15 protein-coding genes are annotated in these 16,355 nt (G+C 43.0%); 3 read left to right on the top strand and 12 right to left on the bottom strand.

Annotated features, from left to right (window positions below; genetic code table 11):
* Positions 1-12: 12 nt before the first annotated feature.
* The 5 genes from BV902_RS10685 to BV902_RS10665 all read right to left on the bottom strand — a co-directional run bounded on the left by BV902_RS10685 (position 13) and on the right by BV902_RS10665 (position 4,904).
* Positions 13-717: an NUDIX hydrolase gene (locus tag BV902_RS10685; protein WP_075991913.1), complete on the bottom strand. Its 705-nt coding sequence runs from the start codon at positions 715-717 to the stop codon at positions 13-15.
* Between the two features lie 3 nt (positions 718-720).
* Positions 721-1,632, bottom strand: a complete 912-nt coding sequence (locus BV902_RS10680) for a hypothetical protein (protein WP_075991912.1) — start codon at positions 1,630-1,632, stop codon at positions 721-723.
* A 186-nt stretch (positions 1,633-1,818) separates the two neighbouring features.
* Positions 1,819-2,601, bottom strand: a complete 783-nt coding sequence (gene nadE / locus BV902_RS10675; protein ID WP_075991911.1) for an NAD(+) synthase — start codon at positions 2,599-2,601, stop codon at positions 1,819-1,821.
* A complete protein-coding gene (locus tag BV902_RS10670) occupies positions 2,591-4,081 on the bottom strand; it encodes a nicotinate phosphoribosyltransferase (protein WP_208734284.1) in 1,491 nt (496 codons plus the stop codon). The genes nadE and BV902_RS10670 overlap by 11 nt, the downstream gene beginning before the upstream one ends.
* Before the next feature lie 10 nt (positions 4,082-4,091).
* The gene (locus BV902_RS10665) at positions 4,092-4,904 is read right to left on the bottom strand and encodes a phosphoribosyltransferase (RefSeq protein WP_075991909.1); all 813 of its coding nucleotides are present in this window, start codon (positions 4,902-4,904) and stop codon (positions 4,092-4,094) included.
* A gap of 705 nt (positions 4,905-5,609) precedes the next feature.
* On the opposite strand from BV902_RS10665, the gene BV902_RS10660 reads away from it, so the two are divergent.
* The 3 genes from BV902_RS10660 to BV902_RS10650 are packed head-to-tail and all read left to right on the top strand — an operon-like array spanning position 5,610 to position 7,753.
* A complete protein-coding gene (locus BV902_RS10660; RefSeq protein WP_075991908.1) occupies positions 5,610-6,101 on the top strand; it encodes a hypothetical protein in 492 nt (163 codons plus the stop codon).
* 20 nt (positions 6,102-6,121) lie between these two features.
* On the top strand, positions 6,122-7,060 hold the full coding sequence (locus tag BV902_RS10655; RefSeq protein WP_157626007.1) for a hypothetical protein: 939 nt from the start codon (positions 6,122-6,124) through the stop codon (positions 7,058-7,060).
* A gap of 15 nt (positions 7,061-7,075) precedes the next feature.
* The gene (locus BV902_RS10650) at positions 7,076-7,753 is read left to right on the top strand and encodes a YiiX family permuted papain-like enzyme (protein WP_075991906.1); all 678 of its coding nucleotides are present in this window, start codon (positions 7,076-7,078) and stop codon (positions 7,751-7,753) included.
* 13 nt (positions 7,754-7,766) lie between these two features.
* Here BV902_RS10650 and BV902_RS10645 read toward each other — a convergent pair whose 3' ends face one another.
* The 7 genes from BV902_RS10645 to BV902_RS10615 form a co-directional block, all read right to left on the bottom strand.
* Entirely contained in the window at positions 7,767-8,738 is a 972-nt protein-coding gene (locus BV902_RS10645; protein WP_237242090.1) for a Gfo/Idh/MocA family oxidoreductase, read from the bottom strand.
* Complete coding sequence (locus tag BV902_RS10640) at positions 8,731-9,942, bottom strand: M20 metallopeptidase family protein (RefSeq protein ID WP_075991904.1); 1,212 nt, start codon at positions 9,940-9,942, stop codon at positions 8,731-8,733. The genes BV902_RS10645 and BV902_RS10640 overlap by 8 nt, the downstream gene beginning before the upstream one ends.
* A gap of 40 nt (positions 9,943-9,982) precedes the next feature.
* Positions 9,983-11,410 carry an SLC5 family protein gene (locus BV902_RS10635; protein ID WP_237242089.1) on the bottom strand — a complete coding sequence of 476 codons (1,428 nt, stop codon included), beginning with the start codon at positions 11,408-11,410 and terminating at the stop codon, positions 9,983-9,985.
* Positions 11,411-11,529: 119 nt separating this feature from the next.
* Positions 11,530-12,921 carry a hypothetical protein gene (locus tag BV902_RS10630; protein WP_075991903.1) on the bottom strand — a complete coding sequence of 464 codons (1,392 nt, stop codon included), beginning with the start codon at positions 12,919-12,921 and terminating at the stop codon, positions 11,530-11,532.
* Positions 12,922-12,924: 3 nt separating this feature from the next.
* The gene (locus tag BV902_RS10625) at positions 12,925-13,692 is read right to left on the bottom strand and encodes an SDR family NAD(P)-dependent oxidoreductase (protein WP_237242087.1); all 768 of its coding nucleotides are present in this window, start codon (positions 13,690-13,692) and stop codon (positions 12,925-12,927) included.
* A 16-nt stretch (positions 13,693-13,708) separates the two neighbouring features.
* Positions 13,709-14,887 carry a galactonate dehydratase gene (gene dgoD, locus BV902_RS10620; RefSeq protein ID WP_075991901.1) on the bottom strand — a complete coding sequence of 393 codons (1,179 nt, stop codon included), beginning with the start codon at positions 14,885-14,887 and terminating at the stop codon, positions 13,709-13,711.
* A gap of 9 nt (positions 14,888-14,896) precedes the next feature.
* A complete protein-coding gene (locus BV902_RS10615) occupies positions 14,897-16,219 on the bottom strand; it encodes an aspartate aminotransferase family protein (protein ID WP_075991900.1) in 1,323 nt (440 codons plus the stop codon).
* Positions 16,220-16,355: the final 136 nt, after the last annotated feature.

Genomic DNA, 16,355 nt, shown 5'->3' with positions numbered 1-16,355 from the left:
CCCCTGTTCTACTTATACTTCAAAATAAAACCCCGATTCAGTAAGTTCTTTATATTTTACCCTATCAAAACTATAAATCTTCGCAGCCCTGGCACGCCGATCTTTCTGCTTATCGCTGTGGTCGATCAATAAACCCATGCTGAGGATTTTTTTTCGAAAATTCCCACGGTCAATTGACCGTTGCAAAACAGTTTCATACAAATTGTGCAAATCGGGCAAGGTAAACTGTTCGGGCAGCAGCTCAAAACCGATCGGCTGATAACGTATTTTCCCTTTGAGCCTTTCGATGGCGGTATTCAAGATCTGTTTATGGTCAAAAGCGAGGTCTTTATTTTCAGCAATGCCAAACCATTTTACAGCTTCAATATCCGCACCCGCTTCCAAAATATACGTTTCAGGCTTGACAAGCGCATAATAAGCAATGCTGATCACTCTTCCGCGCGGATCACGCGCTAAGTCTGAAAATGTATAAAGCTGTTCAAGGAAAATATCCTTGAGACCGGCCTCCTCCTGCAGTTTACGAAGCGCACAGTCGTCGGCGGTTTCTTCTTCCTGAATAAAACCACCTGGAAAAGCCCATTTTCCCAAGAAAGGTTCTATTGCACGTTTGGTCAATAATACCTTAAGCTGGTTTTTATCAAAACCGAAGATCACACAGTCAACCGTTACTGCAGGCCTCGGATATTCATATACATATTTTTTTGCTGAGCTTGCCATGTACTACAAATTTACTTCGGTTGACAATTTGATCTGTATCCCATATTTTTCTTTTAAAGCATCAAACTGCAGGAAGGTTTGCTCTTCAAATCCGGCAATCGGCGACATGCAGTCTATCAATAAGGTAATACGGGAGGTGATGGACCGATCATGTTCAAAATACTCCAAAATCTGCACCGCCGAAGCCAATACGCAATGGCTTGATGCCTCTCCCGCGATATAAATGGCATCGTGTGCCCGTATTGCTTCAAGTACAGCATGGTTTACGAATTTATGACCATCATATTCGGCTTTAATAATACCATACATTTCCGTATTCGGATCCTGTCCTTTGTAAACCAAGACTGGTTTTACCTGACGCACAGCACTATGAAAATAGAGCATATTCGTAAATTGACTCTCAAGCTGTGCGCCAGAGGTCCCCTCCAAACAGTGATATGGCCAGATACACAATTGTTTTTTTCCCTCAGCTTCCAAATGCTGAAGATAATCCAGCGCTAAGGCTGTATGGCCATTCACAGCACGCCAGATACCATCGCGGACATCAGCATAGCGAATGATGGTAAATGGCTCCGGATGATTTCCTTCCGTATCGAGCCACCAATCGGCATGGAAAATCTGCATCATCGAATGACAATCAAGACTGCACATCACTTGTGTCAGCGAGCCCAAATTACGGTACATCCATTGTGTTAGACGCTGAACATCTGCTTTGGAACCATTGACCGCAAGACTCCCAATAGATTCCATAAAATCGTTCTGAACATCTATTGCCAAAAGCAGCGTCCGTTTCAGGTCCGAAGCTGCAGGCCTGACCTGCTCCTTTTCTGCCAATGCCAGCATTGCCGGTATATTATCACTTTTGCCGCTGGCAATATGCTGCACATCGACAATCTGATCAAATGGTGTTATCATGCTATTCATTTTCTTTCATCAATATTTATTTCAACGCCGCATTTATTACGCAAAACGATGAGGCCATTAAACTTTTCCTCCAATTAAAAATCATCTTCATTAAAGCATAGTTTTTGTCTCTTGTTAGCTGCTATGAAGTGCTTGCGTCGATTGCCATAACTAGCCGATTGCCTTAACTAGTTAAAATTAACCCTTGAACGTAGGCACTGCTGCAAACTTGTGCGCAGATTGTTGTATACGTTTACGAATAAGTTCATCTATAACCGGGTTGCCCGATGTACCTTTCAAAATAAACCCATCGATTTGCGCATAAGTCATTCCCAGTTCATCTTCATCTGTCTGTCCTTCCCAAAGGCCGGCAGACGGACTTTTATACTGAATAGATTCGGGTACGCCCAGGTATTTTGCCAAGGTATATACTTCCTGTTTGGTAACCATTGCCAACGGATTCAGATCGTAGGCGCCGTCGCCCCATTTCGTAAAATAACCTACCGTAGCTTCGGCCATATTCCCCGTACCAATAACAAATCTGCTGCCCAGTTGCGCAAACTGATACAAATATGTCATGCGAACACGTGGGCGAATATTTGCAAGGCTCAAGGCGCGGTTAGCGGCTGTGGCTTCCGCGACAAATTGTTCTTGATGAATTGCCAACGCATCCACAGCAGACTGAATGTCAAACACATGAAACGGAAAATCAAACTTCTGAATAAGCTCCATCGCATGCTGATGACTTTTACTATTATTCATATCGCTGCCATAGGGCATCATGACCAAGTGAACATCTACTTGTGCCAGACGGCATAAGCAGGCCACAACACTGCAGTCGATACCACCGCTCATTCCCAATACAAGTCCCTGACGGCCTGCAGATTTCACTTGCTGAGCAATCCAGGATGCCATCAATTGTGCATACTGTGCAACGTTTTCATCCTGGATGAAAAACGGTTTGTTTACGCTATTTTCCATATACTCGAATTGTTTCAGTTTTCAATCTATTCCTTATTTCTTCAAAACGCGTTGTGTGTGTAAATTCACCATCCAAATAACAGGTTTGGAGTAGGTTTCTACTTTCCAGTTCAGCTATAGTTTTTGGATTCAGGTTATCTATTAAACGAAATTCATCATTTTCGAATACCACAGCCACCATACCCTTTTGTGACTTCTTAAAGTTTCCGGTATCTGTAGCCGGACGTTTCTGAATTGCTTTAAATTCTCCATTGACAATTTCGGCAGTTCCTTTTAACGCAAAACCAAAAGTATCGCGTGTAACATATTGATAGGTATAAGAGCCTATTCCCAATATGGTATTGGTGGAAGCAAAGCCCTTATCGAGCAAACCTTGACATATTTTAGCGGCTCTATCCACTGTAATGGAATCACCATAAACCACTCCGATATGTGGATCCAGCTCCTTAAATCCCTTGCTGTTGGTTGTACCGCCAAAAAGTTCAAATAAACGTTCGACGATACCTTTCCGAACGGTACTGCGATCAGATGCCACATCACCACAGATAATTTTTACAGGATCGCCACTATCGGGGCGAATAACAACTTTTCCTTCCCTAGCCATAATAAGATCTTTCAGTTTCGGCAATACGTTGTCAACTACATTCCAGAGGTCATATGTATCCGACACAATGGAAATATTTCCACTTGGGTATACCTTGGTGATCAGATGCCGAAATGCTTCCACTTCATCCTCACCATAAGAACACATCACACTGTGCTCCGTAGACGGGGTATACATCATTACATCACTTTTTGCATGATAGTAGGATTTCAGATACTCCCTAACGGAAAGCGTAGCTGAGACACCGAAGCTCAACAGATGCCCCCCAGCTGTACGATAAGCCGTTTCAGGAGAGCCCATGCCACGCATGGAAAAATCACCGGCTTGGGTAAAGACTTTATTGACGTCGCCCGTTTTCTCGGCAAAACCCGTCAATAATCTTTTATAGCGATCTGCAATTGTCGCTGCTGTCATCGGTGACCAGATATAGGCCGATAATTGTGTTTCCAGATAACCCGGAAGCCAGAAAAAATTGGGATGTGTATTTTCAATGGTAAACATTGGCACGCCAATAGGCACCAGGCTGCCTTCCGGCAAAGCATTTACTTTGATTGGAAGGTACCCCAGTCGATGTAGATCGCGAATATGTTTCGATTCATGCATCGATGCGAACTTCGTGTTTGTATTTTCAAAAACAGCTGCTATTGCCTCTTCGTAAGCCGCCACGACCTCCTCTTCCGGTTGAGCAAAAAAGTTTGCATCAAATGAATTCGTGATTTCGGCCAAGGCCCCCTGCAATCCAAAAAATACAACATGACTAATGCCTTCTATGCGGGACATGCGCGGCGTCCAAGTCTCATAAACCCATTGCGTATGTGCAGGGTATTGATCCTTATGGCACAATTTATAACCATCTGTCCAAAGTATTGGATTCATGCTCATTGATTTAAACATAGCTTTCAGTCGTTAAGTTGATATAATTTATTTTGGGGTGCTTGGTATCCATCATAGAATTGGTGGTAAAGACATTGGTTATCGGTGAATCATCATCCAGCAGGTTCCCTTTAAAAATTCGGGGTTCGCAATGCGTGACCAAAAGATAGACTGCACTGGCTCCCATTTCTTTCAATATTTTCCCTGCCCAAAGAAATGTTCCCCCTGCCGAACACAGGTCATCGACAATAATACATTTTGCGCCGAGCGGAATATCTCCGGCCTTAAGTTCCATCCCTTCGATCCGGCCTGTTTGTGGATTCCGCTTTTTCTCAAAAACACAGCTATTTTCATAGCCGCTGTTGATGTAACGTGCCGCTGCTCCTTTATCCGGAAAAACAATCCGATCTGATTCCGAAAAATCAAGTTTTTCCATTAATTGTGGCAACCAGTCCAATGCCGGATAAATCCCAACGCTGTTCGCCAGTAGCTCCAGCGTCACATTGGAATGCGGTTCGACAACAGATACCGTATCAAATTGCAAACTATTGATAAACTCCGACACATATTTCAATGTAAACAAATCACCTTCAATTTTGCGATCCATACGGCTATAGGGCATATAACGGATCAGTAATCTGCAAGATTCGGTAGGTATTTCATCCAATCGCTTTTTGACAAAAAGCAAGCGGATTAAATCCCCGTCCTCCTGATAAGTAAATTCAATGAGATTGTTCTTTAAGATCAACTGATCAAAATCTTTCACTTTTGTCTCCCCATTTGGAAATTGCTCTGTGACTATCTGATGCTTATTTAATACAATCATAGCTTTTAATTTTGCTTTCTACTATTGAGTACTTTTTACTCAACAAATATGAAAATTAAATTTAAGCTTGCAAAATATATTGAGTACTTTTTACTCATAAAATCAAACAACAACACATATAACACTGTATATCAGTGAAATAATTTAAATAAAACAGCGTAGGGAGAAATTCATCCCCCATTTCTAAATAGTAAACATGAAACTGATTTCCTGATTAACGTATAGCTGATCAAGATAAGTATTAAATCGAAACATATGGATACAAAGTCTTATATAACAACAATTTTTAATCAGTATTTAGACAGTCATTCGTCACTGATTATACAGTCTACATTGAGTCATCACTGAACAAGCACTGAACGATCACTGAACAAGCACTGAACAAACAATGTAAAAATGTCGAATTTGATATCGCTCTGATCCCTTTTTGGTACGACGGCTTCCCGCTCTTTGTTTGATTAACGGGCAGAAAGAAAAACACGTCCGACAAGACAAAAAAATGTGATGGAAATATTGACTACACAGGCCTATAGGAGATGTTCAGGTGATAAAAAACCGCTGAGAGACAATTCCAATAAAAATTAGCTGATTATAGGGATTGAAATTTTGCGATAAAACATGATCTTTGTCTATACCAAAGTCACAAAATTCTTTGTCAGCCCACAAATGTGCTAGCAAAGAATTTGAATTACTTAAGCATAAAGCATGGAATTAGCCAATCTTATCAAACAGGATATTGAGTCAATTTTACAGATTGAATCTCAAGACATCAAACAATTGGTCGAGGACTATCGCGAAGACTTAATGGATGCGGATACCTATGACGCCATTGATGCGTACAATATGCTCTATTCGAATATTTATGAAATGTCCGAGGAAGAATACCTCGATGCTTTTCGTACGCTGGGAGAAGCCTATCCAAACTTTGGCAAGGCCGATGAAAATGACATCCAAAAATCAATCGCTGAATTGGAACGATTAAAACATGCTTTTAATGAACTACAACTCCATACGACAGAAGGTAAACAGCTCCTAGCATTACAATTAGCGGTTTTGGAACTGGACATTCAGGTCTACCAAAAACAAACTTTATCGCCGACTACACTTGAGATACAAGCTGAGATCAATTTATTGGAAACCGAATCGTTTGGATTAACCAATCAGATCAATCAGTTTTTAGAACAATACCACGATTAGTCATGCTAACATTTTATCCAATGAATCGCTTAGGGTTAAAAACAGGTCTTTGCCTTCTTTACTTACTAGCCGGTCTTGCAACATCGTTGTTTGCATATCAAAACAAGATCTCTTTTCAGTCACAACAGCAGCCAGGAAACAGACTACCTTTTTACATTACGGACCAAGGGACGCTTTGTTATAATTTGCCTGTGGACACGATGGGCGTATACGCTATACAGATCGATCTCAACAGACTTTTCCCGACCGCAACGGCAGAGCATCTTCGTTCAAAATATTATGAACTATCAGATAGCACAATAACAATAATCAACTATGCCGAACCGGCTACCGCCATCAACTATAGGGTTACTGATAACAACTTTGTCATATCCAAATCCTCCAATTGGCTCGCAGACTACCAACCTGAATTTCAATTCATCGCTTTGGACAGCCTCAGACACATGGAGAACTTATTCGACACGAACGATTTGGGCGGCCTAACGCAGCTGGAGGCAACCAAGCTCCCTTTTGAAAATATACTTTTATTTTTTAGTCATCTGCATGGATTTTCCACGGTAGAGGAATTTAGCAGCAATGCCATTCATCGGATTTTAGAAAAGGATCAGTATGCTATTGCCAAACAATTTCATCACTTATTTCTGACGAGAAACAGACAAGTCGATGATTTCGAAGTACTGAAGGCGGCAATAGAAAAAAACGATATGGATTTTATCCGTAAAACCTCTTTAAATAGTCTGAACCGTCTGGGTATAGATGAAGTTAAAGCGGATTATAGCTTCACACAATGTACATTACTTGGAAAAGCGATCTTAATGAAAAACAACATTGCCATAGATTATCTTTTGCAAAAAGGTGCCACCACGGAGAAAGTATATCAATATGAATCCGACGTATTATCTGCTTTTCAACTCGCCGAAAGGAGCAAATCAAAGAAAATCATTAAACTATTTCAGTAAATCATAAATAAAACAATGAAAAAGACACTTATTTACCTGATATCTCTTGTTAGTTATCTTCTGATCTTCGCGGCGCTGACACTGCCAGTTCATGGGCAAAAAAAGCCAGTGGTTCCCAAGCAATCGAAAGCTAATTCAAAACTACCCCAGTTCAACGATGGCGATATGATCTTTCAGTCTTCTATTTCACCGCAATGCAAGGCCATCCAATTAGCAACGCGTTCTCCGTATTCCCATTGTGGGATTATTTTTTATGAGAACGGTAAACCTTATGTACTGGAAGCCGTACAGCCCGTAACTGTAACTAAGTTAGAACACTGGATTGTGCGTGGCGAAAAGCAGCATTACGCGGTCAAACGCCTCAAAAATGCAGACCAGGTACTGACCAATTCGAAACTGGCCAAAATGAAAGCAATCGGCAAAGATTTTATCGGCAAAAATTACGACGCGACATTCGAATGGTCAGACGATAAGATCTATTGCTCGGAATTGATCTGGAAAATATACCAGCGTGGAGCAGGCATCGAAGTTGGGAAACTTGAGAAACTGAAAGATTTTGATTTAAGCAGCCCCGAAGTGAAAGCTAAGCTGAAAGAGCGTTATGGTAACAGCGTTCCGCTGAATGAAACGGTCATATCACCCGCCTCAATTTTTAATAGTCCATTGTTGATTACGGTGAAGAGTAATTATTAAACAGGCTCGCCCGCTATTTTTGAAGCTGAACAACATTTCCGCCATTTAATTTACTTTCTTCGGCTGCATCTATAAATGCGCATATTGCCAGGGTTTCCTTTTCGTCAACCGGACTTACACCCGTTTCGAAAAACGGAAGGATCTTATCCAACAATGGACCGTATCCCATAAATTGTCCCAAATGAACAATCTGATCTTTCAAAAAAACCGTACCGCCAAAATCATCCTTTCCCTCGCGAATGCCCCGAAGTGAGGCAATTCTTCCATCCGCCCACTCTCCAACATAAAACGAGGTACCCTGTTCCTGAATAGTCTTTACCGAGCGGCATCCCGGTCCCATCAATGCAAATAACATTTCGACCCCATGGATGCCATACCAATACAGATCCTTATGCGAAGGTTCCGTTACTGCCGGACAATAGACATCTGCGCCTATTACCTTAGTCCTATCCAACTCCTGAAGACCGGTAATATAACGCAAGGAGCTTGATGAAAAAACAGGGCAACCATAGTTTTTTGCTGATTGAAAAATTTGGAAAGCGTCCTTATAGGAATTCGCTATTGGTTTATCGATAAATAAAGGTTTTTTAGCTTCGATTACTTGAAGTGCCTGCTCCAGATGAAGATTTCCATCATTTGTCTCCAAAAACACATAGTTTACTTTTTTCAATAGCTCGGCAATACTTGATACAATCGAAACACCGAGCTGCTGCACTTCCGCTGTAATTTTCGGAATACGCTCGATACTTAAGGGAATTGTTTTGCTTCCGTAGGGATAAGCCGCAACAACCCTGTATTTTCCGTAGGGATGATTGCTAGCAGCCGTATTAATCGCTCTTGTAAAAGCAACAGCGTGTGTAATATCTAGCCCAATGATCCCTATCTTTTTTACGTTATCATGCTCTGAGAACACCTTATTATTCGCATTAACGGCATAGGATAATCCAAATGCAAAGGAGGACATCAAGAATTTTTTTCTATTCATTTGATTCATTCAAAAGGGAAATAGCTGCATTGACTAAAACAGCGATTGATGTTTCGAAAGCCTTTTCATCCAGATTGAACTGTGGATTATGAAGACCATATTGTGTGGCAGAATCGTCATTATTTGTGCCTATCAACATAAACAAGGCGGGATAACGATAAGAATAATAAGCAAAATCCTCGGCCGCCATCCAGATTTCGAGATCTTGTGGCACACTATTCCCCATCGTCTCCGCGATAATAGTTTTGACTTTTTGCGTTAACGCGGGATCATTATAAAGCGCGGGATAACCATGCCGGACTTCAACTTCTACCTTTGCACCAAGCGATACGGGAAGCGTCGCCGCTATTTCAGCAACCATTTCCAGCGCCTCCTTGCGCCACACCTCATCCATTGTACGAAATGTTCCGGCTAATTTGACTTCCTCGGGAATAACATTGGCCGCGCCATCTCCAATAAAACGACCAAAGGTCAATACAGATGGTACATCAGGGTTGGCTTTCCGACTGACAACTTGCTGTAAGGTGGTGAGTAACTGCGCGCCGATCATAATGGGATCAACAGCCCGATGTGGCTCCGCAGCATGGCCACCGCGTCCCTTAATGGTAAAATAGAACTCGTCGCTCGAGGCCATAAATCGCCCGGAACGTAAACCGACTTTTCCTACAGAAACACGGGGACTTACATGTAAACCCAGCACAGCTTTAATCGTTCCACCGAAAGATTCCAGAATCCCGGATTCCAAAACCTGAATCGCTCCGCCAGGAATCTTTTCCTCAGCAGGCTGAAATAGCAAAACAATTTTACCGGAAAACTCCGTTTTATAATCATTTAATATAGATGCTGCCCCCAATAGATTAGCCGTATGAAAATCATGGCCACAAGCATGCATGACACCACTATTCTTCGATTTATATCCCACATCATTTTGCTCGTCTATCGGTAAAGCATCAATATCGGCCCGTAATACCACAATATCATCACTTGCCGATTTTTGACCGGTCAGCACAGCCACAACACCTGTTTGAGCGACAATCTCAAATGGTATACCCAATTCTCCGAGTTGTTGCTGAATATAGGCACTTGTCTCGTATTCTTGGAAAGACAATTCAGGATGCTGATGGATATGTCGGCGTATTGCAACGATTTTCGGAAAAATGTTCTCTATCTTGGTATTTAATTCTTTCAGTATTGGCTCGATCATCTGGATAAGTTTTAAAAGTTTAACACTTCAACAAGTTAAGCTAAAAATAACGTACATAAAAATAGAGCACCAACACCGTTATAATTATCCACCATAAGGTCGGATTTCGAAATCCACGGTAAGCGGCTTTATCTTGATCCGGCACCTGAAAAGAATCGCCCGTCAACACAAGATTTTTTAACCTTGCTTCTGAGACCGCAGGTGTCAACAAACTGACCACGGCGCAAGCAATCATACAAGTCCAGAATACAATACCTGTTCTATTAAAAAATGGCATTTCAGGTAAGGCATATTCCAAAAGTAAAGAAAGGGGAATTGTCAGTAAACCTGCTGTCAAAGCACCCTGCGATGTGGTTCTTTTCCAAAAAACCCCCATTAAAAACATCGTTGCAATGCCTGGTGTAAAAAGACCGTATAGATTCATCAAATAAAGGAAAACTGGTTTATCCGAATAACTGATCAGTACAACCGCACTCATGATTCCGAGCACGATAATAGCGACTCCGGCGCGCTTACCAAAACGGACTGCTTCGTAGTCACTTGCATTTTTATTAATATACTGGCTATAGATATCGACGGTCAGAATCGTTGTACAGGAATTGATCGCTCCTGAAATATGGGACATGATAGCCGAAATTAACCCTGCCATCACCAAACCAACCAGACCTTTGGGCAATAAGGTTTCCACGAGTGTCGCAAACAGTAAATCGGGCTGATCGAGATGCGGCAGGAATTTTGGAGCCACCAATGCCGGAATAGTAATAATCAAGGGAACCAAAAATTTAAGATAGTCACCAAAGATGACACCCATGCGCCCATGCCATTCATTTTTTGCCGCCAATACGCGCTGCACAATAAATTGGTTCGTAGCACAATAAAACACGCTGATACACAACAGTCCGCCTAAATACATGGTCCAGGGAAAGTCAGGATCAGATGCGGGATAAAACATTTTCCAATCCTTGGAGGATTCTACCACAGACTGAAAACCTCCTGCCGCATCAATGGTGGCAAAAGTTAATACTATTCCGCCCAGCACCAAAATGACAAGCTGTACCATCTCCGTCCATATCACCGCTTTTAGACCGCCTAAAACGGTATATAAACCGGTCAAAATTGCCATTCCAAAAATACTGTATAAAATAGGAATGCCGAATAAAGCGTGCAACGACAGACCGCCCAAATAAAGAACGGCCCCAATCTCCACAAAAACATAGGTAAACAGGATCAAAATAGCGTACAACACGCGGGTAGCGTTGCCATATCTTTTTTCGAGGTATTCAGGAATCGTATAGAAACCATTGCGGATATAAAAAGGGAGAAATATCCATAATAATGCATTAAAACCGATTAGAATCGCTCCCCATTCCAGGGTAATCGCGACAAAACCGCGACTATAAGCAGCCCCCATAGCGCCAACGAGATGATGGCTACTGATATTTGCGGCGATGATACTTCCGCCAATCATCCACCAGGGCAGCTTATCACCCGCAAGAAAATAATCCCGCTTAGAGGCGGAGTTTTTTTTTCGAAGCGTATAAGCCCAATACCACTATACCAATAATATATACGGCAAAAATAACGACATCAATCCAATCGAGTTTCATCGGTCAATAATGTTTGAATTCCTAATTTAGTTTGTTCAATAAGTATTTCAAGACCGCCGCTGGCATAGGGGCTCTGCCACACGGCATAAATATCCTTATCATAAAGCTCCTTCGGTGCGAGATACCCCACATAGCCATTCGCGATATTGATAAAAACGATCGTATGATCTGGAAATTGGGCTCTCACTTCAATTTGATAACAGGAATAGGCTTCATTGGCCTGCGCCACCAACACGGCATCTCCCATTTTCCAGATCCACACCGGAATAATAGCTTCTTGTTGATCTCCAATGGATTTACGGGTATTATATTTCCGCCAAAGGCGATCTTTCATAACACGATCCGTACAGCGTTCGTATTCACTCAAAATTGCTTCGGGACTAGGCAGCTTTTTGTAAGGCACTTTGACGGATAATACCCTTTGCTTAAGATCGATTGAAGCAGTCTGTTCCCGAAATCCCCAACAGGCCAGTGGAGCCCCCGAAATCAGGGATTCCTTAAAAACCCAGTTTTTATGACCATGCTGTTCCTGGGCCAGCGTCGCGAGAACAGCATAACCCAACTGCTTTCCGTTGGCTTCCACCAGTGCTGGATCCTTTACATATTGTCTCCGTGGAGCTAAATCACCTGACGCGCCCTGTAAAAAAAGACAAGGCACGGATAAGGAGCGCTCTACTGTATTTCGCATTTCGCCCACAAAATCGGGTGAGAGCAGATCGTTCTCGTGAGCAAAGCTGGTTGGGTGGCAGGCATAATTACAAATAACCGCTTTTAAGCTTTCAGTTTCATCATACAGCCGTCCGACCAACAAGGTTGTATCTGCTTCTTTCAATGGATTGTAACCAATCAGATAATGAGAATCCACTTCCAGATCGCGGTTGCTTGCCAAATCACATACACCATAGTTCCAGGTTAGACTCCCCTTAAATAAACCACTTTGTGCCATTTCAACACAAGATATCGCCTGTTGTTTGAGGAATTCAAGGTACGGCAAAATCAGTTCACCTCCAGGTTGCGCTGCATCTGTCGAACAGATGCTAGGCCCCGCATGGGTATGCGATAGCGCAAAAATCAGCTGCGATTCAGCCAGATTAAAATGACTGAGCAATGCTAATCGTAAATTTTGTTCATCAGCTGCATTTTTCCACCAGCCTAAATCAGCGGTTAGCAGGATTGCAGGCAAGCCATCGCAGGATTGCATATATAGACAATGCATCATCAAAGGTTGATGAACAGCCGTTCCCTGGTCAAATGCAGCCGCCCCCCAATTACGGGAATAGATGCCGATCGGTGGAGTAATATCACATTGGCTAAGTCCAAATCGTCCGTACAAACTACCCGCCGTTTCTTTCAAGAGGTCTTTCTGTTTCATACGTTAAGGTCTAATCAAAGACAGTCCACCATCCATCACAATTGCGGTACCAGTCATATGTTTACAATTGTCCGAACAGATCCATAGCACCTGTTTAGCAACCTCTTCTGCTTCTATAATCTGGCCAAGTGGCACCACAGCCTTTGCTTTCATTTGAAGTTCGGCGTTTGATGACCAGACCACTTTACTCAACCCGGCATTGACATAGCCTGGTGCAATTTCGTTGACACGAATTCCGTACGCTGCATATTCAAGAGCCATGGCCTGGCAAAGCATACGCAGGCCCGCCTTCGAGACACTATAGGCCGGTAAATTTTGATGTACGGCATGTGCAGCCCAGCTACCCATAAAAATGATCGAGCCCGCAAGCTCAGTCTCCACAAATGACTTCGCACAGGCATTCGCCAGGAAGAATGAACCGTCGAGATTAACGGCCATTTCATTCTTCCATTCGGCATTGCTTAACGTGCTGAAGTCTTTAATAGTGACACATGCGGCATTCGCGATACAGATGGATATTGCGCCCAACTCCTGCCTTATGCGTTGTACCCAGGCGTCAACCTGTCTGGCGTCTGCAACATCGACCTGATCATAAAACAAACGTGCTCCAGCATCATCCAACAAGGACCACTGCGCTCTCGCCGCCTGTGGTTCAAACCGATCCGAGATGCATACAATTGCCTGCTGGTTCAAAAATGCTTCAGCCATAGCCCTTCCGATATCACCAAGTCCCCCACTGATCAATACGACTTTATTCTTATATTCCTCCATTATCGCTATTTTTAGACTACCAATCCCCTACACTACCGTCTTTATAGAAGGTTCGCTGCAAAATTTCCTGTTGAAAAGGATGCTTCTTTACCTCTTCTTCATTGATTTCAATACCCAAACCGGCGCGCTTATTCGGCAGAACAATGCGTCCTTTCTCTTGAACTGTAAACCCTTCGGTAACCACGTCCTGGCGCCATTCAACGTCCTTATGCACACTTTCGCAAATAATATAGGATGGTGTTGCAAATCCCAGCTCAATGGAGGCGGCCGTACTCACAGGTCCCTGCGGGTTATGTGGCGCCATAGAGACACGGTAAGCATCAGCCAAAGCTGCGATCTTACGCGCTTCAGAGAGACCGCCACAATGGGTAATATCAGGTTGAATCACACTCACTGCCCGCTTCTCGAGCATATCCCGAAATGCATGCACTCCGATCAAACGTTCGCCTGAAGCAATAGGTGTCGTCACCGCACGTTGAATCAAGGCAATATCTTCCATGGTCTCTGGCCAACATGGCTCTTCAAAGAAATACAGGCCGTAAGGCTCCAATGCTTTCGCAAATTGCATCCCCATACGTGGACTTGGCCGCGCATGGCAATCCACCATAATATCAATATCGTCGCCAACAGCGTCACGCATGGCCTTAACGCAAGCTTCAGCATATTTAATTGGACGAAGACCTTCCAAAGACATTGTCTCTGGGACAGCCATCGATTTAAAAGCGGTAAAACCCTCATCAACAGCTTTCAGCGCAAGATCACCAAATCGTTTGGCATCATCCGGAGCAGTCTCATAAAAATCTTCCATGCGACCTCCACCTAAATGACAATACAAACGGATATAATCACGCACACGGCCTCCCCATAACTCGTGACAAGGGACATTGTGAATTTTACCTAGAATATCCCATAAGGCGATGTCAATACCACTGATGGCCGTACCACGAACGATCCCGTTTCCATGCCAGAAGTGTTGTCTATACATCATCTGCCACAGGTATTCAATACGACGCGGATCTTCACCGATCAACAATTGAGAAATATCTTTGATTGCTCCGACCACACTTTGCGTATGCCATTCCAAGGTGGCTTCGCCCCAGCCCCAAAGTCCGGGCTGATCGGTAATAATTTTGACAAAAATCCAATTTCGCATGCGCGCATGGCACACAAAGGTTTCAATAGCGGTTATTTTCATAGTTAGGGTTTACAAACTTTTTATTACGCGTTCAGTTGCCTCCAACGTTCTGTCTATATCATCCTCCGTATGCGCAAAGGAGATACTTCCTTGTTTAATTGGTGCCGGGAAATTGAAAATCCCTTCTTTAATAAGCTTTTTACGATATTGGGTATCCAGTTCAAAGTTGTGGTTATCCAAAATATCATGAAAATTGACTGGCGCATGGTCCATAAAATATGTACAGAAGGCAGATCCTTGACGTGCGACATAAAATGGTACGCCTAATTTAGGAAATATTTCGTTATATCCCTGCTCCAAACGCGCACCAAGTGCTTCTACGTGCTCATAAACTCGATGCTCCGAGCTGCCTAATTTTTTCAATGTTGCTATCGCCGCCGCCGTCGTTAATGGAAAGGCATTAAAAGTACCGGCAATCATCACCCGCTTCGACTTATCAGGATCCACAAAGTAATCCATGTATTTTTTCTTGCCTGCAATAACACCCAATGGGTAGCCGTTTGCAACCGCCTTTCCGAAAGTTGAAAGATCCGGCTGAATACCACAGATCGACTGATAGCCCCCCAGCGCATGTCTAAATCCAGTTTTCACTTCATCAAAGATCAACAGAAATCCATGCTCGTCAGCCATCTTGCGTAAGCCTTCCAGGTAACCTTCCTTTGGCTTTACAATACCGATATTCTGAAGAATAGGCTCCAACAAAATACAGGCAACATCGTATTTTTGAACCACATACAGCACACTTTCCAAATCGTTGTAGTTGACAATGTGTACTAAATCGCTGTGATTTTTGGGAACACCAGCACTTAATGAATCGAATGGATATTCCCCCGGGCTTTGATATGAGCCAACATCTGCACGCTGACTGATCACATTGCAGGCCACATCGTTATGCCAGCCATTGTAGCCCCCCTGCATAACAATCACATGATCACGCCCTGTTACCGCACGGGCAATACGGATCGCATGGTAAGTCGCTTCCGACCCTGTCGTTGTAATCTGAACGCTCTCCACCGAAGGAACAGACTGACAAAAAAGCTCCGCAAACTCACCTTCCAGTAACGTTGGCCCAGCCCCCATCAATACCTGCTGCTCCTGCAATGTCTGTAACACTGCGGCGTTCACATCAGGATCATTATGCCCCAGAAAGGATGCTGCAAATCCAGCCTGATAATCGATGTAGCTGTTCCCGTCAATATCTTCGACCAAACTACCATTCCCTTTGACGAAGCAGATATTCGGATCTGACTTCCGATTTAACGATACCACTCCACCAGGTATCCATCTTGCATTCTCCCGCAGTATCGCGGCTGATTTTTCATTTTCTTGCATGCCTATTAAAAGTTTTGCTATTTGTTATTGTTATAATTGGACGATCACCGCCACACATGTCGCAGTCATCAATAATTTGTATTTTAATACACCTTATTTTATGTATACCAAATTACAATATTTTTGTATACATTTA

The organism is Sphingobacterium sp. B29 (assembly GCF_001952815.1).
GTDB lineage: Bacteria > Bacteroidota > Bacteroidia > Sphingobacteriales > Sphingobacteriaceae > Sphingobacterium > Sphingobacterium siyangense.
This window is presented reverse-complemented; position numbering and strand designations above follow the sequence as displayed.

Coding starts and splice junctions, on each gene's coding strand:
- dgoD (WP_075991901.1), bottom strand. CDS start 14,887: ATGAAAATAACCGCTATTGAAACCTTTGTGTGCCATGCGCGCATGCGA.
- BV902_RS10640 (WP_075991904.1), bottom strand. CDS start 9,942: ATGATCGAGCCAATACTGAAAGAATTAAATACCAAGATAGAGAACATT.
- BV902_RS10625 (WP_237242087.1), bottom strand. CDS start 13,692: ATGGAGGAATATAAGAATAAAGTCGTATTGATCAGTGGGGGACTTGGT.
- BV902_RS10670 (WP_208734284.1), bottom strand. CDS start 4,081: ATGAATCCAATACTTTGGACAGATGGTTATAAATTGTGCCATAAGGAT.
- BV902_RS10635 (WP_237242089.1), bottom strand. CDS start 11,410: ATGATTGGCGGAAGTATCATCGCCGCAAATATCAGTAGCCATCATCTC.
- BV902_RS10615 (WP_075991900.1), bottom strand. CDS start 16,219: ATGCAAGAAAATGAAAAATCAGCCGCGATACTGCGGGAGAATGCAAGA.
- BV902_RS10680 (WP_075991912.1), bottom strand. CDS start 1,632: ATGATAACACCATTTGATCAGATTGTCGATGTGCAGCATATTGCCAGC.
- BV902_RS10665 (WP_075991909.1), bottom strand. CDS start 4,904: ATGATTGTATTAAATAAGCATCAGATAGTCACAGAGCAATTTCCAAAT.
- BV902_RS10650 (WP_075991906.1), top strand. CDS start 7,076: ATGAAAAAGACACTTATTTACCTGATATCTCTTGTTAGTTATCTTCTG.
- BV902_RS10630 (WP_075991903.1), bottom strand. CDS start 12,921: ATGAAACAGAAAGACCTCTTGAAAGAAACGGCGGGTAGTTTGTACGGA.
- BV902_RS10655 (WP_157626007.1), top strand. CDS start 6,122: ATGAATCGCTTAGGGTTAAAAACAGGTCTTTGCCTTCTTTACTTACTA.
- BV902_RS10685 (WP_075991913.1), bottom strand. CDS start 717: ATGGCAAGCTCAGCAAAAAAATATGTATATGAATATCCGAGGCCTGCA.
- BV902_RS10660 (WP_075991908.1), top strand. CDS start 5,610: ATGGAATTAGCCAATCTTATCAAACAGGATATTGAGTCAATTTTACAG.
- BV902_RS10645 (WP_237242090.1), bottom strand. CDS start 8,738: ATGAATAGAAAAAAATTCTTGATGTCCTCCTTTGCATTTGGATTATCC.
- nadE (WP_075991911.1), bottom strand. CDS start 2,601: ATGGAAAATAGCGTAAACAAACCGTTTTTCATCCAGGATGAAAACGTT.